This window comes from Haloechinothrix halophila YIM 93223 (genome assembly GCF_000504245.1).
GTDB lineage: Bacteria > Actinomycetota > Actinomycetes > Mycobacteriales > Pseudonocardiaceae > Haloechinothrix_A > Haloechinothrix_A halophila.
This window is the reverse complement of the sequence record NZ_KI632509.1, coordinates 857667-882710: the sequence shown is the minus strand read 5'-3', so window position 1 is coordinate 882710 and position 25044 is coordinate 857667. Positions and strand designations below refer to the sequence as shown.

Sequence of the window (25044 nt, the reverse complement as noted above, 5' to 3'; positions counted from 1 at the left end):
TCCATATGGTGAAGTCTGCACTCGGTGTTCGTCGGCGATTATCCGTCCTCCTTGTCACGTTAGCCGCGATCGCCGCGTCTACGGTCGGAGCAACGGGTGCCGCGAGCGGCGCGGAGAGCGAACCAGCACCCCCGACAACGGACGTCTACGCCAGCGACCTCGACTGGGTCTCGGCGCAGAACGGTTGGGGGCCGGTCGAACGGGACATGTCCAACGGCGAGAAAGATGCCGGTGACGGGTCCACCATCACGGTCGACGGGAACAGCTACGCGAAGGGACTCGGCGTGCATGCCGGGTCGGTGATCCGCTACCACCTCGGCGGAAACTGCGAGACCTTCGTCTCCGATATCGGCGTCGATGACGAGGTGTGGTACTCCGGGTCGGTCGTCTTCAGCGTCATCGCCGACGGCGCAACGGCGGCGCAGAGCCCGGTACTCACGGGATCATCGGACGTCGCCCGGATCGAGGCCGACATCGACGGCGCGTCCTACGTCGACCTTGTGGTGAACGAGGGCGGCGACACCATCGACTACGACCACGCGGACTGGGCGGGCGCGCGGTTCCTGTGCTCAGGGGATGGCACTGCCCAGCCTGTCGGCGACCTGACCGCCCCCACCAGCGACGCCTGGGCCAGCGACCTGGGTTTCGTCCCTCACCAGAACGGGTGGGGACCTGCCGAACGGGACATGTCCAACGGCGAGAAGGAAGCCGGTGACGGGTCCACCCTGCACGTCAACTCCTACACCTTCGACAAGGGGCTCGGGGTGCACGCCGACTCCAGGCTGCGGTTCTACACCGGCGGCAAGTGCGACACCTTCACCGCGAAGGTCGGCATCGACGAGGAAGTCGGCGGCAACGGTTCGGTGCGGTTCCGGGTCATCGCCGACGGTTACCAGGTTTACGCCTCCGACCGCCTGACCGGTTACTCCTTTACTCGTACGGTCGACGCGCGAATCGCGGGCGCGGAGTTCGTCGATCTCGTGGTCGACGACGCGGGGGACGGCATCGGCCAGGACCATGCCGACTGGGGTGACGCCCGGTTCACGTGCGAGGAGTATCCCGGCACCACCTTCTACAACCCGCCGGAGACGCTGCCCGCCGAGAACGGCGCGATCGTGCGCAGCGAACCATCCGAGTTCTGGCTCTCGCCGCTGAAGCTAACGAAGGTGGACGCCGAGGTGACGCGGATGATGTATCGCACAACCGACCGCAGCGGGGATCCGATCGCGGTGACTGGCCAGCTGATCGTGCCGAACGCGGAGTGGGACGGCCCCGGTGAACGGCCGGTCGTGGCCTACGCCGCGGGCACGCAGGGCCTCGGCGACCAATGTGCCCCGTCGCGGCAGACCACCGTCGGCACGGAGTACGAGGCCCCGTTCATCACCGGTCTGCTCCTGCGGGGCTACGCGGTCGCGATGACCGACTACCAGGGACTCGGGACGCCAGGCACCCACACCTACATGGTCCGCGAGGCGACCGGCAGGGCAGTGCTCGATTCCGCGAGGGCAGCACTGAACCTCCCGGACACCGGACTGTCACCGACCGCGCCGATCGCGATCGCCGGGTACTCACAGGGCGGCGAGGCCGCGGGAGCGGCCGCGGAACTGGCGGCGTCCTACGCGCCCGAGCTCGGCATCATCGGCGTGGCGGCCGGGGGCGTTCCCGGTGATCTCGAGATCGTCGCGCAGCAGCTGGACGGCAGCCTCTACGTCGCCTTCCTCGGGTACGCCGCCAAAGGCCTGGACGCCGCCTACCCGACGAACCTCGACGACATCCTCAACGAGAAGGGCCGCGCCTGGTTCGACAAGCTCGCCGAACAGTGCACCATCGAGTCGGTGCTGACCACCGCGTTGACGGACACGTCGTCACTCACCGTCGACGGCAGACCGATGCGGGAGTACATCACCGAGTCGCCGTGGGCGGGACCGGTGTCCGAGCAGTTGCTTGGCGACGGGCGGACGCCGAGTGTGCCGACGCTGGTGACGCACAGCAAGTACGACGACGTGGTGCCCTACGAGGCCGGGCGCGGCACCGCGCGTCGCTGGTGTGATCAGGGGGCCGACGTGCGGTTCAGCGGCAACGTGGCCCCTGGCCACATCGCCGGTGCCCTGGTCAGCTACGCCGAAATGTTCGGGTTTCTCGAAAAACGGATCGCGGGCGAAGCGTTCAGCCCGAACTGCTCAGCCTTCTAACCCAGACGCGGTTGGGGTAGCGGCCGAGCGCGGTCGCTACCCCAACCGCGTCGCCGCTCAAGCCAGGCCGGTCGCCTTGGCGGCCTCCGGGTCGGAGTCGGAGAGGAACTGCGAGCAGCGCAGGTACTCCTCGGTTTCGCCGATGCGTTCCGCCGCACGCGCCAGCGCGGCGACCGAGCGCAGGAAGCCCTGGTTGGGTCGGTGGCTCCACGGCACGGGGCCGTGTCCCTTCCAGCCCGCCTTGCGGAGCTGGTCGAGGCCGCGGTGGTAACCGGTGCGTGCGTAGGCGTAGGCGGCGACGTACTCCCCTGCGTCGAGCGCCCGCTCGGCCAGTGCGGCCCACGCTTCGCTGCAGTCCGGGTGTTCCGCGGCGACCTCGGACGGCGAGGTACCGGCGTCCAGGGCCGCCTGCGCGTCGGCGCGCGCTGGCAGCAGCGTTGGTTCCGGTTCAAGCAAGTTCGTCATAGCAGCCATCTTGCCAGCGCCGTCAGCGACGGCGACAGCGGTCGGCATGCGGTCACCGTGTGGGATCGGGCTCAGCCGAGCAGGCTGAAGAACCAGCTCCCACCGGCCAGCACCAGCAGGAGAACCAGCACGATGGCGACAACACGTTTCGACATCATCACAACGATGATGCAGTGCGGCCGCGGTTCTCGCCACACCACCCCCACGACGGCGTGTACCTGAGGTATTTTCAGGAATCCGCGTCAGGGGGACCCCGAGGTTCCCCCCACAATGTCTCCCGACCCGCTTCCGCGGCGCCCCGCACGCGAGAGGATGCCTCCGTGACTGACCAGCTTGCGGCAGTACCCGCTTCCGAGCCCGCTCCTCATGGCGGCCCGGTTACCAAGACCCGCGTGTTCTTCGAGCGGCACTGGCAGCGTCGACGGCCGGGCCGGCCGACACCGGATTGGGTAGTGAGCTTCATCTACCGCACCTGGCTGCTCGCGTTGCTGTTCAAGGTGGTCGGCTCGTCATGGGACATGTCGTGGCACTTCATGTGGATCAGGGACGACTTCGCGCCACCGCACCTGCTGAACAGCGTGGGCACCGTGATGGTGTGCGCGCTGGTGATCATCCACACTTACACCGGCATGGGCTGCACGCGCCGTTCGCTGCGGCTGATGCAGGCGGGCACCGTGACGTTCCTGCTCGCCGCACCGCTCGACGTCCTCAACCACCGCATCAGCGGCCTCGACCTGACCGCGTGGAGCCCGACGCACGCGATGCTCTACATCGGCACCGCCGTCATGATCCTCGGCGCGATCGACGGCTGGCTGAGCTCCAGCAAGCCGGGCAGGACCAGGACACTGACACTCGTCGCGCTGTGGGCGTTCCTGCTTGAGACGGTGTACTTCGCCAACGGGCAGCAGGAGTACGGCATCCTGGCGCTGCGGGCATGGGAGCGCGGTGAGCCGGGCGCGGAGCAGTCACTGCTCCAGTTCGCCGCGGACGATCTCGGGCGGGCAGTCGATCGCGAGGCCGTGATCCACTTCGCGCTGCCGATCCCGGACTGGGTGTATCCGCTGTGGGGCATCGGCGTGATGGCGCTGCTGCTGATCGCCGCCCGCGCTGTAGTGCGGGTGCGCTGGACGGCGACTGCGGTCGCCGGCGCGTACGTCGCGTACCGGGCCGCGATCTGGCCGCTGCTGGTCGGGGCTGGTTTCCCGCCGTCGACGGTGCCGTTCTACCTGGTGTTCGTCGGGCTGGCGGTGGACCTGGCGTTCCTGCTGCCCGCCGCCCGGTCGCGGGCACCCATCGGCGCGGCGCTGGTCACCGCGCTCGGCTTCGGCGCGTTGTGGACCCAGGCGCAGTTGCGGCCGTGGCTGCTCGGCGACGTCCACACCGAATCAGCGCCGCCAGTGGACTACTGGACGCTGCCGGTGGTGCTGGTGGGAGTTGGCGTGCTGTGGCTGGTGCTTGAGCCGTACGCCACGCGCCTGCGTGCGGACGCGCCGAGGTAGCCGACCCGGCTTCGCCAGGGATATTGCGCGATTCGCGCCCAGATCGGTGTCGTTTGTCGGTTTCTCGCGACCATTTGCCTGGCGAAGTTCCAACCTTGAGCGCGACCCTGCTCGCGGCGTAGTCTGACTGCGGCGCAGTCGGAGCGCCTGACCTCCTCCCCGGTGCTCACGCCACCGGCACAGCGGAGGTAAAGGGGACCACGAGAGTTCTCTCCGGTGATTGTCTCCGCCCCTTTCCGGTGGGGCGATGCCGAGCGTGAGTCGGATCGCCGCCGCCACGGGAAGGAGCGTCACCGATGACCACCCAGAAGTCGTTCAAACGCCGCGTGCGTGCCCGCATGACCAAGACTGGCGAGAGCTACACGGCGGCCCGCAGGCACCTGCTGCCCGATGAGCCAGCCGCACCCAGCAGCGCGACGCCGAGCACCAGCACGGCCCGTCGCGCCACCGAGATCAACAACGACGAGTCGATCCGGCGCAACACCGGCCGAAGCTGGGACGAGTGGTTCGCCGTGCTCGACGAGTGGGGCGCACGCGACCGCGGCCACACCGAGATCGCCCGGTGGGTCGGCGAGCAACACGACGTGTCCGGCTGGTGGGCGCAGAGCATCACCGTGGGCTACGAACAGGAGCGGGGTCTGCGGCAGCCGGGCCAGCAGTGCGACGGCTACTTCGCCGCGAACGCGAGCAAGACGGTCGCCGTGCCCCTCGCCGTGGCCTATGCCGCCGTGGCTGATTCAGGGCGACGCGGCGAGTGGCTAGGCGGCACGCTCACGCCGCAGGGCAAGTCGCGGGAGAACAAGGTGTTCCGCGCGGTGCTCGACGGCGAACCCGGCAAGCTCGAGTTCAGCTTCATCGCCAAGGGCGACGCCAAGACGCAGGTCACCGTGAGTCACACCAAGCTGGCGGACGCCGAGACGGCGGCCAAGCTCAAGCAACGGTGGCGGGAGCGGCTCGGCGAGCTCAAGTCGGCGTTGGAGGGCTGAGCCTGCCCGCGGCCTGTGGCGCCCGGTCGTGAGTGCTGATCAGGGTTCTAACTCTGATCAGCACTCACGACCCGGGATCAGAGCTTCTTGCCCGCCGACTTCAGGTTCTCGGCTGCCTCGACGACGCGGGCGGCCATGGCGCCCTCCGCGACCTTCATGTAGCTGCGCGGGTCGTAAACCTTCTTGTTGCCGACCTCGCCGTCGATCTTGAGCACACCGTCGTAGTTCTTGAACATGTGGTCGGCGATCGGGCGGGAGAAGGCGTACTGGGTGTCGGTGTCGACGTTCATCTTCACGACGCCGTAGGACACCGCCTCGTGGATCTCCTCGAGCAGCGAACCGGAGCCGCCGTGGAAGACCAGCTCGAACGGCTTCGACCCCTCGGGCAGGCCCAGCTTCTCGGCGGCGACGGCCTGGCCGCGCTTGAGCACGTCCGGCTTCAGCTGCACCGCGCCCGGCTTGTAGGAGCCGTGGACGTTGCCGAAGGTGGCGGCGAGCAGATAGCGACCCTTCTCGCCCGCGCCGAGCGCCTCGACGGTCTTCAGGTAGTCGCCCTCCGCGGTGTAGAGCTTCTCGTTGATCTCGTTGGAAACGCCGTCTTCCTCGCCACCGACGACGCCGATCTCCACCTCGAGGATGATCTTGGCAGCGGCCGCGGTGTCGAGTAGCTCGGCGGCGATCTTGAGGTTCTCGTCGAGGTCGATCGCGGAGCCGTCCCACATGTGGGACTGGAACAGCGGGTTCTTGCCCGCGTTGACGCGCTCCTGCGAGATCTGCAGCAGCGGGCGGACGAAGCCGTCCAGCTTGTCCTTCGGGCAGTGGTCGGTGTGCAGCGCGACGTTGACCGGGTACTTTTCGGCGACGACGTGCGCGAACTCGGCGAGCGCGGTCGCGCCGGTGACCATGTCCTTGACCTTCTGGCCGGAAGCGAACTCCGCTCCGCCGGTGGAGAACTGGATGATGCCGTCACTCTCGGCTTCCGCGAACCCTCGGATGGCGGCGTTCAGCGTTTCCGACGAGGTCACGTTGATTGCCGGATACGCGAACTCTCCCTCCTTGGCTCGGTCCAGCATCTCTGCGTAAACCTCGGGGGTTGCGATGGGCATCGGTGCTCCTCCTCGGGCGGGTTCTGCGGGGTGTGCCGCCTCGCGGGCAGGCGGTGTTGTCCTGGGTTGTCCTGGCTGTCTCCTACCCGCATCCTACGAGCAGCTCAACCCTTCGAGGCACGCCCCGTGTCGCGCCCCGTGACGGCGGCGACAGTGCCGCCCGAGTTGTGCCGAGTTGCCCGCAACGCCCGCGATCACCTGCGACGTTGTCCACAATCCCAACAGGCGATGTGACCAATTCGTGCGAACCAACGAAAGACGTACCCGCAAGTAACTGTTACTCTACGACAACACTTACTTGGGAGAAGCCACATCGACCGTCATCACGAAGGAGCGGAGAGCTAGTGGTGCGCAACCCCCTCAAACGCAAGGGCAACCTGGACGACACCGTCGTGTTCATCACCGGCGCGGCCCGCGGTATCGGCGCCGGGCTTGCGGAGCGGTTCGCGCGCCGGGGTGCCAAGGTCGCACTCGTCGGTCTTGAGATCGAGGAGCAGGACACCGTCGCCGAGCGGATCGGCCCCAACGCCGTCTCACTCGAAGCTGACGTCACTAGCTGGGAAGAGCTGGAAGCCGCCACGACCGTCGTCGTTGAGAAGTGGGGCGGCATCGACATCGTGATCGCCAACGCGGGCATCGCGACCACCGGCTTCGCCCGTTCCGTCGACCCTGTCGCCTACGAGAAGGTCTTCGAGGTCGACCTGCTCGGCGTGTGGCGCACCTTCCGGGTCACCATGCCGCACGTCATCGAGCGCAAGGGCTACCTGCTGGCGATCTCCTCACTCGCCGCCATCACGCACGCGCCCGGCCTGGCGAACTACTGCGCCGCGAAGGCCGCCGTCGAGGCGTTCAGCAACAGCCTGCGGGCCGAGTTGCGCCACCTCGGTGTGAAGGTCGGCGTCGCGCACCCGAGCTGGATCCGCACCGACCTGGTGGAAAGCGCGGACAAGCACCCGGTGTTCGGCAAGCTCCGTGCCGGGATGCCCGGGCTGTTCGGCAAGACGTACCCGCTCGAGTTCGCGCTGGACAAGCTGGAGCAGGGCGTGCTCAAGCGGGCACGGACGATCCACGTGCCCCGCTGGGTGGGCGGCGCGAAGCTGATCAGGTCGTTCCTGCCGCCGTTCATCGAGATCGGCTCACGGATGATGAAGGTCGCTGAGGCCGACGCCGAAGCGATCGACGACATCCGGCGCAGGGGCGCGCGCGAGGCGGCGATGACCGGCCATGGTGGCAAGGCCGCGACCGCGCGAGCGAAGCAGGAGCGCGCGAAACAGTTGGGCGCACCTGGCGCGTAACGATTGTTCGGTCACGACTGGCGCGCCGCGGGTGTCGCGGGTCTACAGTGCTCGCATGTCTCGACGTGATCAGATCAAGATGTCCGCGACGGAGGTCGCCGAGTTCCTCACCGAGCAGCGGGTGATCAACGTGGCCACCATGGGCCCCAAGGGCAGGCCACACCTCGCGCCGCTGTGGTACCTCCCGCGCGTAGACGACGTCGACGCGCCACGGCTGGAAACGTGGACCTACGGCAGCTCGCAAAAGGTCGCCAACCTGCGGCGGCTCGCAGAGGCGACGGTGCTGGCCGAGGACGGCGAGCAGTACGAGCAACTGCGGGGCGTGTCGATGGAATGCGACGTCGAGCTGATCGACGACGCCGACGAGACGCTACGCATCGGCATCGACCTGATGCACCGCTACACGTTCGAGGACGACAGCGTCGAGGTCCCGCCGTCACTGGTGGACGTCCTGCGCGAGCAGGCGGCCAAGCGGGTCGGGCTGGTGTTCACGCCGACGAAGATCGTGAGCTGGGATCATTCGAAGCTTGGCGGGGTGTACTGAGGCGGGCACAGCGCACCCGCCTCAGCGCCGATCAGTCGAGGCAGAACTCGTTGCCCTCGGGGTCGGCCAGCGCCGAGAGGTCGTTGCGGCGCAGTCGAGGGTGATTTGGACTTCGCTGGCCATCTCAGCTCGTCTCCAATCGGGTCCGCGTGTGCAGGTACAGATCGCGGAGCAGGCACACCTCGGCCAGGTGGTGGATCAGCTCGCGGTTGATGTGCAACACGAGTGCTGCCAGCGGTTCCTTGGCGTACGGTCCTTCCGCCTCCCCGCACGGGCGCGCGAGGCCGGCCTCTCCGAGGGACTCGACGCCAGCCACCCACGTGGCGTACTCCGCGTCGAGCTGGGCAAGCGCTCGCGCCGCGCTCGGGGCGTACTCGAATGACTGATAGTCAGTAGGCACGCGACCGAAATGGGCGGCGTTACGCATCGCGAGTACGCCGACGATCACGTGACCGAGACGCCAGGCAATCGTCGTGAACGGTGGCGGGTCGGGCATCGGCATCGCGAAGTCGATGGTCATCGCGCCGGATCCGGCCCGCACCGGCGCGGTACCGGTGCCGCGCGGGCGCACGCTCCAGCATCCGGGCGCAGGCTCCCAGAAGTACTCGTCGTCGGTGAGCCCGTCGAGGCGATCGCGTAGTTGGTTGGTCCAGTGCCATGTGAGCTGCTCCCGGAGCAGCGGGTTCCAGGTCGGTTCGGTCATGGTTCCAGAGACTCTCGCGAATAGCGGACAGATTCGGTCCGTTATCTGTGGAATGATGCGTACGTGACCGTCGAGGCGACGACCGAGCGAGTGCTGCGGTTGCTGGCGCTGCTACAGCGGCGGCCGTCATGGACCGCCGACGAACTCGCCGCCGAACTGGGCGTCACTGACCGGTCGGTGCGACGCGATGTAGAGCGGCTGCGCAACCTCGGCTATCCCGTGCATGCGGCGGCAGGCGTCGGCGGCGGCTACCAGCTCGGCGCGGGCACCCGGCTGCCGCCGCTGCTCCTCGACAACGAAGAGGCGATCGCGACGGCGGTGTCGTTGCGGCTGGCTACTGGGGAAACGGTCGCCGGGGCGGGAGAGGCGGCGCTGCGGGCGCTCGCGAAGCTCGACCAAGTGATGCCGCCCCGGCTGCGCGCGGAGGTGCGGGCCGTACACAACGCCACCGAGATCCTTGTCGGCCCCGGTGTCCAGGTCGACGCGGAACTGCTGATGACGCTCGCGCGAGCCTGTCGCGACGCGGTGCGAGTGCGATTCCGCTACGCAGGCCGCCCCCGTGACGGCAGCAGCGAGGAACAGGAGCGCACGGTCGAGCCGGTGCGAATGGTCGCCACGAGCCGCCGCTGGTACCTGATGGCCTGGGACGTCGACCGCGACGACTGGCGCACCTTCCGGCTAGACCGGATGCGTGATGTGGCAGCGACAACGTGGCGCTTCCGGGCGAGGCAGCATCCGGACCCGGTCGCCTACGTACAACGGTCCGTGACCGCGGCGCCATACCGGTATCTCGCACGGGTACGAGTGCATGCGCGGTCAGACGACGTGCGGGAGCTGGTGCCACCCCAGGTAGGGCGCGTCGAGAACGATGGCGACGGGTGCGTGCTCACCGCTGGCGGGGATGACGTGGACTGGCTCGCCATGCACGTGGCCCGGCTGGGCTTCGAGACGGAAGTGCTGGAGCCCCCGGAGTTGCGGGAGGCCGCCGCCCGGCTCGCCCGTCGCCTCTCGGCGATGGCAGGCACGGGCTGAAAGACCCGGTGGTCAGCTGGGATCACGCCAAGCTCGGCGGTACCTACCGAGCCCGCTCGTCCGGGCGCGGCGGCTCTGCCACCCACTCCAGTTCGTTCGCCTGCTCGGCCCTTGAGACGAGGTCGCCAGCGCGTGTAGGTACTCGGAGAGGACGCCCTCGGGCAGGCTCAGCCGTGGCCGCAGCGGCAGGTCGTCGTCTCCGTAAGCCGTGACGACGTACTCGCCCGGGTCGGAGGTGTCTTCGCCGCTACGCCTGCGCGAGATCGGCGAACCGGCTGTAGTGCAGCTGATGCGCCACGGTGACCGTGCTGGTCGGACCGGCACGGTGCTTGGCAAGGATCAGGTCGGCCTCACCGGCGCGCGGGTCGTCGCGTTCGGATGCGTCCGGCCGGTTGATCAGCAGCACGATATCGGCGTCCTGCTCCAGCGAACCGGATTCACGCAGGTCGGACAGCATCGGCCGCTTGTCGGTGCGCTGCTCAGGACCACGGTTCAGCTGGCTGATCGCGACCAGCGGCACCTCAAGCTCCTTGGCGAGCAGCTTGAGCTGACGGGAGAATTCCGACACCTCTTGCTGCCGCGACTCCACCTTCTTACCGGACGTCATCAGCTGCATGTAGTCGACGACGATGAGCTGCAGGTCGTTGCGCTGCTTGAGCCGCCTGGCCTTCGCGCGGATCTCCATCATCGTCATGTTCGGCGAGTCGTCGATGAACAGCGGCGCCTCGCTGATCTCGCTCATCCGCCGCGCCAGCCGGGTCCAGTCGTCGTCGCTCATCCGGCCACCGCGCATGTCCTGCAGCCGGATCTTCGCCTCGGCGGAGAGCAGCCGCATCACGATCTCGGTGCGACCCATCTCCAACGAGAAAATGGCACTAGTCAAACCGTGCTTAATGGAACAAGAACGGACAAAATCCAGTCCTAGCGTGGATTTGCCAATTCCAGGTCTCGCCGCGACGATCACCATCTGACCCGCGTGAAGTCCGTTGGTGACCTCGTCGAGATCGGTAAAGCCGGTCGGCACACCTTCCGAAACACCGCCATGGGACGCGATCGCGTCGATCTCGTCCATCGTCGGCTGGAGCAACTCCTCCAGCGCGACGTAGTCCTCGCTGGCGCGGCGTTCGGTGACCTCGTAAATCGCCGCCTGCGCGCGGTCGACAACCTCATCCACAGCGGCGCCGGACGAATCCGCGGCGCCGTAACCGAACTGCACGATTCGGGTGCCCGCTTCGACCAGCCTGCGCAGAATGGCCTTCTCCGCGACGATCTCGGCGTAGTAGGCGGCGTTCGCAGCCGTCGGCACCGTCGCGATCAGGGTGTGCAGGTACGGCGCGCCACCGACGCGGCCCAGCTCGCCGCGCCGCTCCAGTTCGGCCGACACCGTGATCGGGTCGGCGGGCTCGCCACGGCCGTAGAGGTCCAGGACGCAGTCGTAGACAGCCTGATGCGCGGGCCGGTAGAAGTCACCAGGTCGCACCACCTCGATCACGTCGGCGATCGCGTCCTTGGACAGCAGCATGCCGCCCAGCACGGACTGCTCCGCGGTGACATCCTGCGGTGGCTGCCGGTCGAACCCGCTGCTCCCGCCGGATTCAGGCGAGTCTGTCGTGAACGCGGGACCGCGGTCGTCGGTGAGCGCCACCGGGCCGAACACCCCCTCCTGGGTCACATCAACACTATAAGCCGTGGTCGAATAGACGTTCGACTATGGTACCTGCGGATGCTACGCCGAGCCCAGCCGACACGCACATGATTCGTGGATCCAAGCCACCGATGGCACCACTGGCTCACGGCACGCTAGACCGCCTCCGGGACGGTAGGCAAAACGGCTTGTGGAGGGATTGGGGACAGATCGGGACGGTGCTGTGCACTGCCTGGGGAAGACCCTCCGCGTTCAACCACAAGCTGCTTCTTCGCTGGGGACAACCTGTGGGCAACCGTCACCCCATTGTGCAAAACCGCAGGTCAAACCTTGTGTACAAGCTGTGGATAAGTTGAGGGAAATGTCGTCGGCGTGTCGCGAGAAACTCCTCGTTCGGCGTGTCGCGCCAGCCGGGTGTGCACTGATCCACAGGGATGCGCGGGCCCGGCCAACGCTCACTGGCCAACACAGCAATCGGCCCCCGCTCCATGTTCGGAGCGGGGGCCGATTCGCTGCGACTGACGCTAGGTCAGCTCACTATGAGGAGCGTGCGACGACGTCGACGCGGAAGGTCGCGGTGACGTCGGGGTGCAGCCGCACCGAGACCTCGTGCTTACCAAGCCGCTTGATGTGGTCGCCGAGCTCGATGTTGCGCTTGTCGAGCACCGGACCACCAGCGTCCTTCACCGCGGCGGCGACGTCGGCCGACGTGACCGACCCGAACAGCTTCTTCGAGCTCTCGGACGCCTTCGCGGGCAGCTCGATGTCCCCGAGGCCCTCCAGCGTGGCCTTGACCTCCTTGGCGTGGTCAAGGTCGCGAATCCGACGGGCCTCCTGCGAACGGCGGATCGTCGCGATGTTCTTCTCCGCGCCCTTGGACGCCTGCATCGCGAGCCCGCGCGGGTACAGGTAGTTGCGCGCGTAGCCGTCCTTGACCTCGACGATGTCCCCGGGACCGCCGAGGTTCGCCACATCGGCAGTCAGGATGATCTTTGCCATGACGTTCCTCCTTCTACTCAGCGCGCGGTCGAGGTGTAGGGGAGCAACGCCATCTCACGCGAGTTCTTGACCGCGGTCGCGACGTCACGCTGGTGCTGGCTGCAGTTGCCCGTCACCCGGCGAGCGCGGATCTTGCCGCGGTCGGAGATGTACTTGCGCAGCAGCGCGGTGTCCTTGTAATCGATCGGTTCCGGACGGCCCTTCTTCTCCGCCTTGCAGAACACGCAGACCTTCTTCTTCGGCTTGCGAATGGGTGGCTTGGCCACGGTAATTCTCCTGGGTTATGTCTAAAACGTTCCGGGTCAGTTGTCGGCAGCTGGGCGCTTAGAACGGCGGCTCGTCGGAGAAGCCACCGCTCTGGCCGCCCGCGACGGGCGCGGAGCCCCACGGGTCGTCGGCGGGCGGTGTGGAACCGCCACCGCCGGAGTTGCCACCGAAGCCGCCGCCACCACGACTCACCTTGTTCACCTTGGCGGTGGCGTAGCGCAGCGCTGGGCCGACCTCATCGGCCTCAAGCTCGACGACGGTGCGCTTCTCGCCTTCCTTCGTCTCGAAGGAGCGCTGCTTGAGCCTGCCCTGCACGATGACGCGGGTGCCCCGCGACAGCGACTCGGCGACATTCTCCGCCGCCTGCCGCCAGATGTTGCAGCGCAGGAACAATGCCTCGCCGTCCTTCCACTCGCCGGCCTGGCGGTCGAAGATGCGCGGCGTCGACGCGACCGTGAAGTTCGCGACGGCAGCGCCGGACGGCGTGAAGCGCAGCTCAGGGTCGGCGGTCAGGTTGCCGACAACCGTGATGATGGTGTCACCAGCCATGGTGAATCACCTCAAACCTTCGCTACGGAACGCTTGGTGTCACGGCGAAGCACCTTGGTACGCAGCACGATCTCCTGAAGCGAGAGCTGCCGGTCCATCTCCTTGACAGCCTCGGGCGTCGCGTTGAGGTCGAGCACGGCGTAGATGCCTTCGCTGTGCTTGGCGATCTCGTAGGAGAGCCTGCGACGGCCCCAGACGTCCACCTGCTCGACACTGCCACCCGAATCCCGAATCACGTTGAGGTAGTTCTCCAACGTGGTGGGAACGGTTCGCTCGTCGAGAGTGGGATCGAGGATCAACATGACCTCGTAATGACGTGACAAACCACTCACCTCCTCTGGGCTCAGCGGCCACGGACCATCCGTGGCAGGAGGGTTAGTCAGGGCGTCAGCTTACCTTGCGCAACACCCAGGTCCGCACAAGGGCCGCCGCGACGCACGCCAGTGCGACGACCGCGAGGAGTAACGGCAACCGGACCTCCGCGGCCGCCCGTTCCGCTTCGATCGCCCGGGCGTTGCCAGCATTGTCCACGTTCGGGTCGGACTGGCCGATGTCTTCCGACAGCGCTGGCGGATCGATCGTGCTCGGCGGCAGTCCGGGCTGGGCGGGCTGGTCCGTTGCCCGTGGGCTGGACGGCGTCCGGCTGCCGTAGTAGCGCTGCGACGGGGCAGCGCCATCGGTGCCGTAGCGGGCGGACGGCGGTGGCGCCGCGCCGCCGACCTGGCGGGGCGTGGTCGTCGACTGCCCCTGCCCCTGCGATGGCCCCTGGTCGTTGCCCTGCTGGCCGGAGCCGGTGCGGGGCTGGGCCGACGTCGGCGGTGTGTAGTTGGTCGCTTTCACGGTCAGGCCGCAGTTCTCACCGACAGCGGCCTTGATGTTCTTTCGGTTCTCCTCGTCGTCCGCGATGTCGGAGACCTCGTCCACGCTGTCGATCTTGGCGAGCACGGCTTTGGCGATCCGCTTGCCCTTGAGCTGTGTCGACGCCGAGTCGGGCACCTTGGGGAGCTTGATGGGCTCGAACTTGCCTTCCTCGAACGCTTCCCGCATCCGGGTCTGCTCGTTCTTCCAGCCGAGCAGCGGCGCCTCTGGCCCGTCGTCGACAGCGCCGACGACGTACTCCTTGACGGTCTCGGATTTCAGCTTGACCGCTTCGCCGACTTTGCCCGCGATGGAGCCGCTGCAGCTCGCCGCCGTCACCGTTGCCGCCGCGGTGTGGGTCAGGCCGAGCAGCGAGGCGCAGGCGATACCGCCGACGAGAACCACGGACAGGGTGCGGCGGGTACACCGGTAGCTGGGCACTATCGGTCTCCTTGGGATCCGTTCGCGGCCCGAACGAGTGACCGCAGGCGTTATCAACACTCCCGCGTCAGCGTACGCGGTCACGGTGAGTTATGGATCACTCCTGCTATCGGACGCGAGCGATACTCCGTAACACCCAGCTGCGCACCAGCCCGGCGCTCGCCGCTGCCAGCGCGAGCACCGCGAGCAGCATCGGCAAGCCGACCCTGCCCTGCGCGGGCGGCAGCGCGTCAGCACTTCCCGCGTTGGCGACCGCGTCACCGTTGCTCGATCCGTCCTGGCCGAGCACGCCGAAGGACGGCGCATAGTCGCCGAAGCCGGAGCCATAGCGAAGGCCAGGAGCGTGCGTGGAGAACGACGCGTTGCGGTACGGGAAGGACGAGAACGCGCCCATCGGGGAGAACGAGCTGTAGTACGGCGCGCCGAAGCCGCTGTTGCTTGGCTCGATCGGCGGGCTCGACGGGCCAGGGACCGGCTGTTGGCGCTCGCGGGGCTTCTCGGCGCCGCTGGGGCCGTTGTTGGGCGAGCCGTCGTTGCCGCCACCACCGGACGCCGGCTCGTTGTCCGAGCCACCAGAGCCGACCAGACCCTCCACAGCGTCGGTGACCGGTTCGGTGGCCTTCTCGAGGGTCTCCGCGCCGTCCTTGACCGCGTCGGTGACCGGCTCCGTCACCTTCTCCACCGACTCCGTCACGGTCTTCACCCCAGTGACCGTCACCCCGCACACGCTGGGGAGCGCCACACCAAGCAGCGACAGACCACCTAGAGCGTCCAACAGCTCGGACTTGGTCAGCGAGTACGTCTTGGTGCCCTCGGTCACGGTGCCGAGGCCGACCGTCGGCGCGCCGGAAATGCCGAGCGCGGACGCGAGGTTGATCGACAACGGGGCACCCGCGTCGCCCTGCAGTGTCTGGCCGCAGCTACCCGCGACGATCGGGTCGGCAGCTACTGCCGACCCGGGAAGCGCGAGCATCGCCGATGATGCGACGAGCACCGTCGCCGCGCCTGCTGCCACGTTGCGCCTCAGCTTGCTCATGTGACCAACCTTGCTCTCGTCGATGTCACCCAGTGTGCTATGGCCCACTGCTTAAGACAACGTGACTGAGTGCACTTCGTGACGCTAGCTCGGCAAACTTCTATCTCGCTGTGATTACACGGCGTACTGTCACTACGCCAACTGCGGTAAGCAGCGCGATGGCGAGCATGAACGGCGTGCGCGTGACGTGCTTGAGCGAGATCGCGTCCGCCCGGACGTCGGCTGGCGGCTCGCCAGCGGGTTTGCCCTGGTCGGCGGGGGCTTCTCCGTTGGATTCTGTGGGATCGATGAACGCGGGGACGTCTTGCCGAGGGCGGCGCGACTCCGTGCGGTCTGGCTCGGCGGAGTCCGGCTGGGTGATCGACTGCTGAGCCGGAGCCGGTTCGGCATGGTCCAGCTCGGTGAAGCCGATCTGGCTGACGTCGGGCAGGTCCGGAGCTGGTGCCGGTGGCCCGGCCTGGGCGTTGTCTGCTGGGGCGTCGGCTGGCGGGCTGTCCGGTTTTTCCGGCTTTTCCGGTGTTTCGGGGTCCTCAGGCGGATTTGGGGTGTCCGCTGGGGGTTCGGTGATGGGAGCGCCCGGGGCGGGCATGTCCGGGGCGGGGACGTCGGGTGCCGGGGTGTCGTCGCCCACGACTCCGGTGAGCAGCTTCCGGGGCGCGTCGGCGAGACGGCCGACCGTGGTGGTGACCGTGCCGACGACGCCGGTGATCTCGGCGTCGTCGGCTGGCACGGCGTCCGGAGCTGGCACGGCGTCCAGAGCTGGCGCGGCGTCCGGAGCTGGCGCGGCGTCAGGCTCGGCGGGTTCGGGCCGCGGCTCCGGTGGCGCCGGGGTGGGCGCAGGGTCTGGCGCCGGCCCGTCGATGTCCGGCACCGACTCGGTGCCGCCGCTGGTCAGCGTGCCGAGCGTGTCAGTAACCGAACCGAGCAGGGACGTCCCGCCTTCGGGTTCCTCCGCTGCCTGCGCGGCTCCAACCGTCAGCGGGCCGACACAGCCCAGTACGAACGCGGCCAGCACCGCACCGAGATATCGCTTCACCATAGTGTCCCTTCACCGAACGATTGACACCCCGCGACCTGGTTGGCGCTCCTCCGGGTTGAAAACCTAACCGGAACGGGTGCATCTAGCGAAGCCCAATCGCTCGGATTCACTCTCCAGAGCGTTGAGAGTCCGTTCGGATAGGCTCACGCCATGCTTATTGGCGCGCACGTCCGTGACGACGATCCGATAGCCGCGGCCCGCGAGCGCGACGCCGAGGTCGTCCAGTTCTTCCTCGCCGATCCCCAAGGCTGGAAAGCCCCGAAACCGCACCCGCACACCGAGGGGATCACGGCATCCGACGTCGAGGTGTTCATCCACTCGCCGTACCTGGTGAACGTGGCGTCGTTGAATAACCGGATCCGGATTCCGTCACGCAAGCTGGTCGCGCAGCATGCGAAGGCCGCCGCCGAGGTCGGCGCGCGGGGGCTGATCGTGCACGGAGGGCACGTACGCAAGGGCGAGGATCCGGCGGCGGGTATCGAGAACTGGCGCAAGCTGTTCGAGCGCGCCAGCTTCGACGTGCCGATCCTGATCGAGAACACGGCAGGCGGCGACAACGCGATGGCGCGCGACCTGGACATGCTCGCGCGGCTCTGGGAACAGGTCGGCGATTTCGAGCCCGGCTTCTGCCTCGACACCTGCCACGCCTTCGCGGCTGGCTGGGAGTTGGACGACGTCGTGGACAAGGTCAAGGCCATCACCGGCCGGATCGACCTGGTCCACCTCAACAACTCGCGCGACGAGTTCGGCTCAAGCCGTGACCGGCACGCCAACGTCGTCGGCGGCGACGGCACCATCGACTCGCAGGTGCTGGCCGACGTCGCGGCGGCGGCTGGCGCGCCCGTGATCGTGGAGACCCCCGCCGACGGTCAGGCGGACGACATCGCCTACCTCCGCAAGACCATCACCACCTGACGCACGTTCGGCGCTCGTGGCGGCAGCAGGGCTCCTCGTGCGCCGAACACGTCCGCAACGGGGGACACGGCGTCCGGAAAGCGGGACACGAACTATCGGGGTGGGCGTCGGATCCGCCGCGTCGGCGCTGACAACGCGTCTGGGCCATCCGCGGCACCACCGCCACCCAGGCCACCCGCACCCGGGCCACCAGCGCCACCCGCAGCCGGTCCGCCAGCGCCACCCGGGCCGCCAGCGCCAGCACTAGCGGCACCCGGGCCGCCAGCGCCGCCTGAGGCGTCCGGCGCCCCGGCCCCGACACCCACTGGCGCCCGTCCGCCGCCGGAACGGCCGAGGCGGAACGCCACGACGTCGCGGGCGCGATCCAGCACCCCGCCAGCCGGGTCGTCCTCGCCGCCCGCCCGCATGGGATCCGTGCTCGGCCGATAGATCTCGTACACGATCAGCGCACACAGCCCGACAACGGCCAGGTCCCGCAGCACGACCGCGCCGAGGAACCACTCCGCAGGCAGTCCCTTGTTGTCCACGCCGAGGTAGAAGAACATCCTGGGCACCCACACCAGCGCGTCGATCGTCATCCAGCCGAGCAGCAGCCGCCAGTGCCCGATCGCCAGCACGGCGAGCGGCACGAGCCACAGCGAGAACTGCGGACTCCACACCTTGTTGGTGAGCAGGAACGCCGCGACTACCAAGAACGCCAGCTGCGCCAGCCGAGGCCGAACCGGGGCGGACAGCGCCACCACCGCGATCGCCACACAGCACAGCAGGAACAGCACCGCGGCGACGGTATTCAGCGTGGCAGGCGCCTGACCGGGCGCGAGCGGGCCGTCGAAGCCATCCCAGCCGGTGAACACCCGCACCACGTTGTAGAGCGAGTCAGGGTCCATGCCACGTTCGCTGTTGAGCCGGATGAACTCGTACCAGCCGTCGGGGTAGCGCAGCGCGAGCGGCAGGTTGATCGCCACGACGGTGCCGATCGCGGCGAGCGCCGATCCCGTCCAGGCCCGCAGCTTGCCCGCGCGCAGGCACAATACGAACAACGGCCCGAGCAAGAACAGCGGATACAGCTTGAACGCCGCTCCGATGCCGATCAGCACCCCGGCGACGCCCCATCGTCGCCGGGACCACGCCAGGATCGCCCCCGCGGCGAACGCCGTCGCGAGCGTGTCGAAGTTGGTGAAGGCGTGCGCGATCGCCAGCGGCGAGAGCGCGACCAGCGCGGCGTCCCATGGTCTGCGACGTCCGGTGCGGGCGACGGACCACACCGTCACGAGCCACGCGAACGCCAGGAACAGCGCGGTGAGATTGAAGTAGATCGCGACCGAGATACCGCCAGGCAGGATGCCCGCGCGCACGCCGTCCTCCCAGGCGCGCGTCGCCGTCGCCATCGACCACTGGAACAGCCCGGTCAGCACCGGGTACTCCATGAACCGGATCTGGTCGCGCTCGGCGAGGTCGACCACGTGACCGCTCGCGAACCGCAGCTGGCCGTCCTCGACGACGAATTGGTTCTCCGGCGTGAGCTGGTACCGCCCGCCGGTGGCGTCGACGGCGGAGACGTCGTTGGCGACCCGGTACCACTCGCCGTAGCCGTGGATCGTGACGCTGGTCTTGCCGTTGTTGCCGTTGCTCAGCTCGAGCCAGCCATCGCGGTACGGGAAGAAGCTTTCCTTATTGAGCCGTTCCGCCCCGTACAGCGGCACGATGTCGGAGTAGCACATCGCGACGTACTGGCGGTTCGAGCTCCAGTCGAGGCCAGCGGTGCCGTCGTCGTTGACGCGCTGCTGGATGCAGGCCGCCTTCCCGAACCACGCGAACGTCAGCGTGACGATGGCGAGCAGCAACACGACACGCAACGGCGTCCAGAACCAGTGGCGCCCCACGAGGGCGTGCGCGCCGAGCGGACCGCCGATCGGTTTGCTCGCGGCGGCGGCCAGTGGCTCGGTCCAGGTCGGGATCACCCGGTCGGCCTCGCTCCGGGTGTGTTCGCCGAGCCAGGGGCGCTCTGAGGGGGAGGGCACGTCAGGAAGTTACCGCACGACAGGTGAGCCGGGTGCGAGCCGGACACCCACCGACCCGCACCCGATGACGTCAGCCGTCGTCCTGCTGCGTCTCTTCCTCAGTCGTCTGCTCGTCTTCCGTTGGTCTGCCGTTGCCATTGCCCGGGAAGATGCTGCCACCGTCGTCCTCTTCGGTCGTCGTCGGCGGCGTCGTCGTGGTGGTCTCCTCCGGCCTGCCAGACGGCTCCGGCTCCGGCCGCTCGGATTCCGTCGGTTCCTCGCTCGGAGTCTCGGTCGGCTCCGGTTCGGGTTCCGGCTCCGGCGGTGGTGGCGGCGGCTCGCCCATCACCTCGACCTCGGGGAACGGCTCCTGCGGCAGCCCCTCGTGGTAGAGGTTCATGAACCGTTGCCAAATCGGGCCGGGCAACGAGGACCCGTAGATCGGCGCGCCGTTGGCGTCCTTGATCGGCCCGAGCGCCTTGTCGCCGACCCACGCGGCCGCCGCGATCTGCCGCGAGTAGCCGACCATCCACGCCTGCGAGTTCTGGCCAGGGTGGCCTGGCGCCTCGTGTGTACCGGTCTTGCCAGCGCAGTCGCGGCCATCGGCGCAGCGCAACTGCGAGTGGGCCAGCACGGGCTCCAGCGTCATCGTGACGTTGCCAGCGATCTGCTTGCTTTTCTCCTTGTCGGGGGAGAACGCAGGGCGGCCCTTGCGATCCGCCTGGTAGATGACGTCGCCGTCCGGCGTGGTGATCTTGCTGACCAGGTGCGACTTCCGCTGCACTCCGTCGGCGGCGAACGTCGCGTACGCGGACGCGAGGTCCTGTGGGGTGATCTTGTTGTCACCACCACCGATGGCGATGTTGGTGTCCAGGTCGCTGACGGACGAGTCGTCGCTCACCCCGGCTTCCCGCACCGCCTTGGCGACGGCGCGCGGGCCGACGTCGTTGGCGACCATGTCGTAGAACACGGTGTTGATGGAGCGCTTCATCGCTTCCATCACGGTGCAGTCCGGGCACTGGTCGTCACCGGCGTTCTTGACGACGACGTCGCCAAACTTACGCGGCGACGTGCCGTCGTAGGTCGCGTACGGCCCCTTCTCGCCCTGCTTAAGCAGCGCGAGAAAGTCGAACGCCTTCATGGTCGAGCCGGGGTTTCTGCCTTTGCTCGCCCAGTTGACGTAGTCCGTCTCGTCGTAGGGACCGCCGTAGTAGGCCATGACGCCGCCCGATGCCGGGTCGACGGCGACGAACGCCTCGTGCAGCTTCTTCGGCTGGCCCTTCATCACGTCCCGCACCACTTGTTCCGCGATGCGCTGTGCCCGCTTGTTGACGGTGGTGTGGATCGTGTAGCCCGCCGTACGGACCTGCTCCTCGGAGTAGCCGAGCGAATCCAGTTCGGAGGAGATGGCGGCCTTGAGGTGACGCCGCGAGCCATCGAACCCGCGCGATTGGGTCTTCTTCTCGTTGACCGGCTTCGGGAACGTGGCGGCGGACCGCTCGGACGACGGCAACCAGTTGTTCTCGACCATCTGGTCCATCACGTAGTTCCAGCGGCGCTCGGCGTACTCCAGGTTGTCGCCCCTGCTCGGCGCCTGGATGATGCCGGCGAGGTACGCCGCCTCCGCCGGGCTCAGCTTGCCAACGTCCTTGCCGAAGTACGCCTGCGACGCGGCCTGGATGCCGTACGCGCCCCGACCGAAGTAGATCGTGTTCAGGTAGGCGGTGATGATCTCCGACTTGCTGAGCTGGTTGCTCATCTTGAACGCCTTGACGATCTCGGTCGCCTTACGCTCGATGCTGTACTCCTCGTTCTCGGTGGCCTTCTTGACGTACTGCTGGGTGATCGTCGAGCCACCACCGACACCGCCGGTGAGCTGGTTCTTGACGGCGCGGAGGATGCCCATGACGTCGAAACCGGCGTTGGTCTCGAAGCTCTCGTCCTCCGCGGCGTAGACGGCGTGCTTGACCTTGTCGGGAACCTGGTCCGGTTCGAGCAGGACGCGGTTGCCGTCCTGCATATCCTTGGCCATCACGCCGCCGTTGGAGTACATGTACGTGACGGTCTTGTTCTGCGACGCGGCGACCTCATACGGCGACGGCACATCGAGGACGAAGTAGAGCACGGTGAAGACCGCGATCGGGATCAGCACGAACGCCGTCACCGCGCCGTATCCGATCCTGCGAATAAGCCGCCACCTTTTCTGCTTCGCGGTGAGGCCGTCGTCGACGTCGTCCTCGTGTGGGTCGCCGGGCAAGTCCGGCTCTTGCTCGTAGTTGGCGACGACCCCGGTCATCCGCTCGTCGGCAGCGGGGTCGTGCCACATCGGGTCGCCAGCAGGTCGGTGCGTCAGCAGCTCCGGTTCCGGCGGCTCGGTGTCAGAGCCCCTGCTCAGCGGGGAGAACATCTCGGTCGCGTAGATGTCGTCCTGCGGCTGGCCACCGGGCGGACGTCCCTGCGGTGGGGCACCGGGCGGCGGGCCACCTGGAGGTGGTCCTGGAGGTGGTCCTGGAGGTGGTCCTGGCGGCCGTCCTGGAGGCATTCCGCCTGGCGGCGGGCCCGGCTGACGACCCGCTGGTGGCTGTCCTGGCGCGCCTCCCTGGGCTGGGCCGCCTGGGGCGGGACCGCCCGCGGGTGGGGGTGTCCTGCGTGGGCGGGCACGGCCATCCGGCGGCACACTCGCCGACGGCCCCTGCGGCTGACGCGGATCGCGAGCGGGACGGTTCTGGCCCGACGGACGCTGCGGGCGCTCGCCGCCTGGCCCCTGCTGCGGTGCCCGCCGCCTGCCCTGCTCCGCACCGGCCGGCCAGCGCGGGTCGTCGCCTGACCTGCGCGGACTCGGGCCACGGTCCTGGTCACTACCAGGCCAGTTCGCGTCGCCGTCCATGAATCGCCGTCCTGAGCTGCTGTCGTCTGTCACGAATCAGTCTCCAGGGTGAACATTGTCAGCACACCCCGACTCCATGGCGGCACGGGGGACTCACAAACGGGGGTTTGGTGATCGTCACGGGGTGGCGGACTTCCGGGGTCGGGTGCGAGGAGCGGGGGCGCGCGTTCCTGGCTCGCCGGTCCCGACAACGTAGGAAAGCGCGAGATGGTTCCAGCGGCACGCCAGGCACACCTCGACTACATAGACGGTGAACTCGGCGAACAGGTTGGCCATCCGTTCGAGCTCATCCGGCTTGCGCGCGGAACCGGACGCATGCTGCAGCTCATCGCCAAAGACCCACGCGACCAGGGCGATTCGCTGCTTGGCGCACACCGGACACGGGTGTTCGACGGACTCACCATGATAACGCGCCGCCTGAGTGAGGTACGGATTCGCGTCGCAGATGTCGTCGGTGGAGACGTGCCCTGCGCGCCACCGCGCGAGCAACGCCCTGCGCCGCAGGGCGTAGTCGACGATCTGCCGCTGGTTTCGCACGAGAACAGCCTACGTGCCCTCGGCAGGTTCACCACAGGTTCGGAGTGCGGATCGCGGTGTGGTGAATGACGCTTTCCCCGCGGTGGGCGCGGCGAATGACGCCTTCACTGCGTTGAATGCCGTGAGTACCGCTGTCATCGCATGAACGCGTCATTCACCACACAGTGCGGCTCGTGATGCTGCACTCGATGTATCGGCGCGATATAGTGGCTCGGTAGATTGCACCGATGGAACGGACGGCCATCACCGGTGTCCGAGCAGGCGAAGGAGGTGCCTAATGCTGGAGTTCGCGATCCTCGGGCTGCTGCACGAGGCACCCATGCACGGCTATGAGCTGCGCAAACGCCTGCACGACACGTTGGGGATGTTCCGGACGTTCTCCTACGGCTCGGTGTATCCGACCCTTCGCAGGCTGCAGCGCGCTGGGCTGATCGCGGAGGAGCCGGGTACGGCGACCGACCACGAGAACCGGGCCTGGGGCCGGAAGGCGCGGCGGGTGTACAAGCTCACCGCGGAAGGCAAAGAGCGGTTCGGCGAACTACTCGGTGACGCCGGCCCGCAGACGTGGGACGACGAGGGTTTCGGCGTCCACCTCGCGTTCTTCTCCCGTACCCCGGCCGACGTCAGGATGCGCATTCTCGAAGGGCGTCGTAGGCGAGTCGAGGAGCGGCGCGAGGGCTTGCGGGCTGCGCTGGCACGGGCCGAGGAGAGGATCGACCGCTACACCAGGGAATTGCATCGGCTGGGGCTGGAGAGCAGTGAACGGGAAGTGCGGTGGCTCAACGAGCTCATCGCACACGAACAGGCGGAACAGCGCGGTCAGCACGGCTGACCCCGCGCCGCTGGCAAGCACGACACATCACACACCTAGTGAAGGAGAAACCGGCATGGGCGAAAACGGCCAGACTGTGAAGGTGGCCATCGTTGGCGTCGGAAACTGTGCGGCTTCCCTGGTGCAAGGCGTGCACTACTACCGTGACGCCGATCCCACCGCGCGCGTGCCGGGTCTGATGCACGTGCAATTCGGTGGCTACCACGTACGCGATGTGGAGTTCGTCGCCGCGTTCGACGTCGACGCGAAGAAGGTCGGCCGTGACTTGTCGGAAGCGATCGTGGCGAGCGAGAACAACACCATCAAGATCGCCGACGTCCCACCCCTAGGCGTCAGCGTGCAACGCGGCCATACCTATGACGGGCTCGGCCAGTACTACCTGGACACCATCACCGAGTCCGACGAGTCCCCTGTCGACGTCGTCAACGTGCTGCGCGAGTCCGGCGCCGACGTGCTGGTGTCCTACCTGCCGGTCGGCTCGGAAGACGCGGACCGCTTCTACGCTCAGTGCGCCATCGACGCCGGTGTCGCGTTCGTCAACGCGCTGCCGGTGTTCATCGCCTCCGACCCGGAGTGGGCGCAGAAGTTCACCGACGCGGGCGTGCCGATCGTCGGTGACGACATCAAGTCGCAGGTCGGCGCGACGATAACGCACCGTGTGCTCGCGAAGCTGTTCGAAGACCGTGGCGTCGAGTTGCAGCGCACCTACCAGCTCAACTTCGGCGGCAACATGGACTTCCAGAACATGCTGGAGCGCACCAGACTGCAGTCGAAGAAGACATCCAAGACGCAGTCGGTGACGTCGCAGATCCCGCACGAGATGGCCAAGGCCGACGTCCACATCGGGCCGTCGGACTACGTGCCGTGGCTCGACGATCGCAAGTGGGCCTATGTCCGGCTCGAGGGCCGCTCCTTCGGCGACACCCCGCTGAACCTGGAGTACAAGCTCGAGGTGTGGGACTCGCCCAACTCGGCGGGCATCATCATCGACGCGGTGCGCGCCGCGAAGATCGCCAAGGACCGCGGCATCGGCGGGCCGATCCTGTCGGCATCGTCCTACTTCATGAAGTCGCCGCCGGTGCAGTACAACGACTCCGAGGCGCACGACGCCGTCGAGCGGTTCATCGCCGGCGAGACCAACGGGGAGTAAGCGCCGTCTGGCGTTGGCGGGCGGCCCGCTAGGGACGACGAAATCGATCAACTACCTGCGCGCTGTG

Annotated in this window: 24 protein-coding genes; 9 read left to right on the top strand and 15 right to left on the bottom strand. The window is 67.7% G+C overall.

Going from position 1 to position 25044, the window contains the following annotated elements; translation table 11 throughout:
- Positions 1-5: 5 nt before the first annotated feature.
- A complete protein-coding gene (locus AMYHA_RS27775) occupies positions 6-2192 on the top strand; it encodes an NPCBM/NEW2 domain-containing protein (protein ID WP_231104616.1) in 2187 nt (728 codons plus the stop codon).
- A 57-nt stretch (positions 2193-2249) separates the two neighbouring features.
- Here the strand turns inward: AMYHA_RS27775 and AMYHA_RS04060 are convergent, their stop codons facing one another.
- Entirely contained in the window at positions 2250-2657 is a 408-nt protein-coding gene (locus tag AMYHA_RS04060) for a DUF3151 domain-containing protein (protein ID WP_034275736.1), read from the bottom strand.
- A 71-nt stretch (positions 2658-2728) separates the two neighbouring features.
- Positions 2729-2863, bottom strand: a complete 135-nt coding sequence (locus AMYHA_RS28155) for a hypothetical protein (protein ID WP_269189730.1) — start codon at positions 2861-2863, stop codon at positions 2729-2731.
- Positions 2864-2977: 114 nt separating this feature from the next.
- Here AMYHA_RS28155 and AMYHA_RS04055 point away from each other — a divergent pair, with 114 nt between their 5' ends.
- Both AMYHA_RS04055 and AMYHA_RS26810 read left to right on the top strand, forming a co-directional pair.
- Positions 2978-4156 (top strand): hypothetical protein, encoded by a 1179-nt coding sequence (locus AMYHA_RS04055; RefSeq protein WP_034268103.1) that lies wholly within the window; start codon positions 2978-2980, stop codon positions 4154-4156.
- 296 nt (positions 4157-4452) lie between these two features.
- Positions 4453-5142, top strand: coding sequence for a hypothetical protein (locus AMYHA_RS26810; protein WP_034268101.1), 690 nt, complete (start codon positions 4453-4455; stop codon positions 5140-5142).
- 77 nt (positions 5143-5219) lie between these two features.
- Here the strand turns inward: AMYHA_RS26810 and fbaA are convergent, their stop codons facing one another.
- Positions 5220-6248, bottom strand: a complete 1029-nt coding sequence (fbaA, locus tag AMYHA_RS04045; RefSeq protein ID WP_034268098.1) for a class II fructose-bisphosphate aldolase — start codon at positions 6246-6248, stop codon at positions 5220-5222.
- A 344-nt stretch (positions 6249-6592) separates the two neighbouring features.
- Between fbaA and AMYHA_RS04040 the strand changes: the two genes are divergently transcribed.
- A complete protein-coding gene (locus AMYHA_RS04040) occupies positions 6593-7543 on the top strand; it encodes a short-chain dehydrogenase/reductase (protein WP_051399523.1) in 951 nt (316 codons plus the stop codon).
- 55 nt (positions 7544-7598) lie between these two features.
- Positions 7599-8087, top strand: coding sequence for a pyridoxamine 5'-phosphate oxidase family protein (locus tag AMYHA_RS04035; protein ID WP_034275732.1), 489 nt, complete (start codon positions 7599-7601; stop codon positions 8085-8087).
- A gap of 124 nt (positions 8088-8211) precedes the next feature.
- Here the strand turns inward: AMYHA_RS04035 and AMYHA_RS04030 are convergent, their stop codons facing one another.
- Positions 8212-8790 (bottom strand): DinB family protein, encoded by a 579-nt coding sequence (locus AMYHA_RS04030; RefSeq protein ID WP_034268095.1) that lies wholly within the window; start codon positions 8788-8790, stop codon positions 8212-8214.
- Positions 8791-8853: 63 nt separating this feature from the next.
- Between AMYHA_RS04030 and AMYHA_RS04025 the strand changes: the two genes are divergently transcribed.
- Positions 8854-9822, top strand: a complete 969-nt coding sequence (locus AMYHA_RS04025; RefSeq protein ID WP_034268092.1) for a helix-turn-helix transcriptional regulator — start codon at positions 8854-8856, stop codon at positions 9820-9822.
- Positions 9823-10069: 247 nt separating this feature from the next.
- Here the strand turns inward: AMYHA_RS04025 and dnaB are convergent, their stop codons facing one another.
- From dnaB to AMYHA_RS03985, 8 genes are all read right to left on the bottom strand, one after another.
- On the bottom strand, positions 10070-11467 hold the full coding sequence (dnaB, locus tag AMYHA_RS04020) for a replicative DNA helicase (protein WP_034275730.1): 1398 nt from the start codon (positions 11465-11467) through the stop codon (positions 10070-10072).
- A gap of 537 nt (positions 11468-12004) precedes the next feature.
- Positions 12005-12466, bottom strand: a complete 462-nt coding sequence (rplI, locus tag AMYHA_RS04015; RefSeq protein WP_034268088.1) for a 50S ribosomal protein L9 — start codon at positions 12464-12466, stop codon at positions 12005-12007.
- Positions 12467-12483: 17 nt separating this feature from the next.
- Positions 12484-12732 (bottom strand): 30S ribosomal protein S18, encoded by a 249-nt coding sequence (gene rpsR, locus AMYHA_RS04010; RefSeq protein WP_034268085.1) that lies wholly within the window; start codon positions 12730-12732, stop codon positions 12484-12486.
- 58 nt (positions 12733-12790) lie between these two features.
- Complete coding sequence (locus AMYHA_RS04005) at positions 12791-13282, bottom strand: single-stranded DNA-binding protein (protein ID WP_034268083.1); 492 nt, start codon at positions 13280-13282, stop codon at positions 12791-12793.
- Between the two features lie 11 nt (positions 13283-13293).
- Positions 13294-13605 (bottom strand): 30S ribosomal protein S6, encoded by a 312-nt coding sequence (gene rpsF, locus AMYHA_RS04000; RefSeq protein WP_196776829.1) that lies wholly within the window; start codon positions 13603-13605, stop codon positions 13294-13296.
- Between the two features lie 64 nt (positions 13606-13669).
- The gene (locus AMYHA_RS03995; protein ID WP_034268078.1) at positions 13670-14581 is read right to left on the bottom strand and encodes a hypothetical protein; all 912 of its coding nucleotides are present in this window, start codon (positions 14579-14581) and stop codon (positions 13670-13672) included.
- 106 nt (positions 14582-14687) lie between these two features.
- Positions 14688-15617, bottom strand: a complete 930-nt coding sequence (locus AMYHA_RS03990) for a hypothetical protein (protein WP_157361794.1) — start codon at positions 15615-15617, stop codon at positions 14688-14690.
- A 100-nt stretch (positions 15618-15717) separates the two neighbouring features.
- A complete protein-coding gene (locus AMYHA_RS03985; RefSeq protein ID WP_034268072.1) occupies positions 15718-16656 on the bottom strand; it encodes a hypothetical protein in 939 nt (312 codons plus the stop codon).
- Positions 16657-16806: 150 nt separating this feature from the next.
- On the opposite strand from AMYHA_RS03985, the gene AMYHA_RS03980 reads away from it, so the two are divergent.
- A complete protein-coding gene (locus AMYHA_RS03980; RefSeq protein WP_034268069.1) occupies positions 16807-17571 on the top strand; it encodes a deoxyribonuclease IV in 765 nt (254 codons plus the stop codon).
- Between the two features lie 92 nt (positions 17572-17663).
- Here AMYHA_RS03980 and AMYHA_RS03975 read toward each other — a convergent pair whose 3' ends face one another.
- The 3 genes from AMYHA_RS03975 to AMYHA_RS03965 all read right to left on the bottom strand — a co-directional run bounded on the left by AMYHA_RS03975 (position 17664) and on the right by AMYHA_RS03965 (position 22995).
- On the bottom strand, positions 17664-19532 hold the full coding sequence (locus tag AMYHA_RS03975) for a glycosyltransferase family 87 protein (RefSeq protein WP_407919901.1): 1869 nt from the start codon (positions 19530-19532) through the stop codon (positions 17664-17666).
- A 130-nt stretch (positions 19533-19662) separates the two neighbouring features.
- Entirely contained in the window at positions 19663-22491 is a 2829-nt protein-coding gene (locus tag AMYHA_RS03970; RefSeq protein ID WP_157361792.1) for a transglycosylase domain-containing protein, read from the bottom strand.
- A gap of 84 nt (positions 22492-22575) precedes the next feature.
- Complete coding sequence (locus AMYHA_RS03965) at positions 22576-22995, bottom strand: DUF5318 family protein (protein WP_034268066.1); 420 nt, start codon at positions 22993-22995, stop codon at positions 22576-22578.
- A 277-nt stretch (positions 22996-23272) separates the two neighbouring features.
- On the opposite strand from AMYHA_RS03965, the gene AMYHA_RS03960 reads away from it, so the two are divergent.
- Both AMYHA_RS03960 and AMYHA_RS03955 read left to right on the top strand, forming a co-directional pair.
- Entirely contained in the window at positions 23273-23827 is a 555-nt protein-coding gene (locus tag AMYHA_RS03960; RefSeq protein ID WP_034268062.1) for a PadR family transcriptional regulator, read from the top strand.
- Positions 23828-23882: 55 nt separating this feature from the next.
- Entirely contained in the window at positions 23883-24977 is a 1095-nt protein-coding gene (locus AMYHA_RS03955; protein WP_034268059.1) for an inositol-3-phosphate synthase, read from the top strand.
- The last annotated feature ends 67 nt before the right edge of the window (positions 24978-25044 follow it).

What these genes read in the sequence shown, in the direction of transcription:
- AMYHA_RS04030 (WP_034268095.1), bottom strand. Translation starts at nt 8,790, where the DNA reads ATGACCGAACCGACCTGGAACCCGCTGCTCCGGGAGCAGCTCACATGG.
- AMYHA_RS27775 (WP_231104616.1), top strand. Translation starts at nt 6, where the DNA reads ATGGTGAAGTCTGCACTCGGTGTTCGTCGGCGATTATCCGTCCTCCTT.
- AMYHA_RS03955 (WP_034268059.1), top strand. Translation starts at nt 23,883, where the DNA reads ATGGGCGAAAACGGCCAGACTGTGAAGGTGGCCATCGTTGGCGTCGGA.
- rplI (WP_034268088.1), bottom strand. Translation starts at nt 12,466, where the DNA reads ATGGCAAAGATCATCCTGACTGCCGATGTGGCGAACCTCGGCGGTCCC.
- AMYHA_RS03985 (WP_034268072.1), bottom strand. Translation starts at nt 16,656, where the DNA reads ATGGTGAAGCGATATCTCGGTGCGGTGCTGGCCGCGTTCGTACTGGGC.
- AMYHA_RS04060 (WP_034275736.1), bottom strand. Translation starts at nt 2,657, where the DNA reads ATGACGAACTTGCTTGAACCGGAACCAACGCTGCTGCCAGCGCGCGCC.
- AMYHA_RS26810 (WP_034268101.1), top strand. Translation starts at nt 4,453, where the DNA reads ATGACCACCCAGAAGTCGTTCAAACGCCGCGTGCGTGCCCGCATGACC.
- AMYHA_RS03980 (WP_034268069.1), top strand. Translation starts at nt 16,807, where the DNA reads ATGCTTATTGGCGCGCACGTCCGTGACGACGATCCGATAGCCGCGGCC.
- AMYHA_RS04035 (WP_034275732.1), top strand. Translation starts at nt 7,599, where the DNA reads ATGTCTCGACGTGATCAGATCAAGATGTCCGCGACGGAGGTCGCCGAG.
- fbaA (WP_034268098.1), bottom strand. Translation starts at nt 6,248, where the DNA reads ATGCCCATCGCAACCCCCGAGGTTTACGCAGAGATGCTGGACCGAGCC.
- AMYHA_RS04005 (WP_034268083.1), bottom strand. Translation starts at nt 13,282, where the DNA reads ATGGCTGGTGACACCATCATCACGGTTGTCGGCAACCTGACCGCCGAC.
- AMYHA_RS03990 (WP_157361794.1), bottom strand. Translation starts at nt 15,617, where the DNA reads ATGAGCAAGCTGAGGCGCAACGTGGCAGCAGGCGCGGCGACGGTGCTC.
- AMYHA_RS03960 (WP_034268062.1), top strand. Translation starts at nt 23,273, where the DNA reads ATGCTGGAGTTCGCGATCCTCGGGCTGCTGCACGAGGCACCCATGCAC.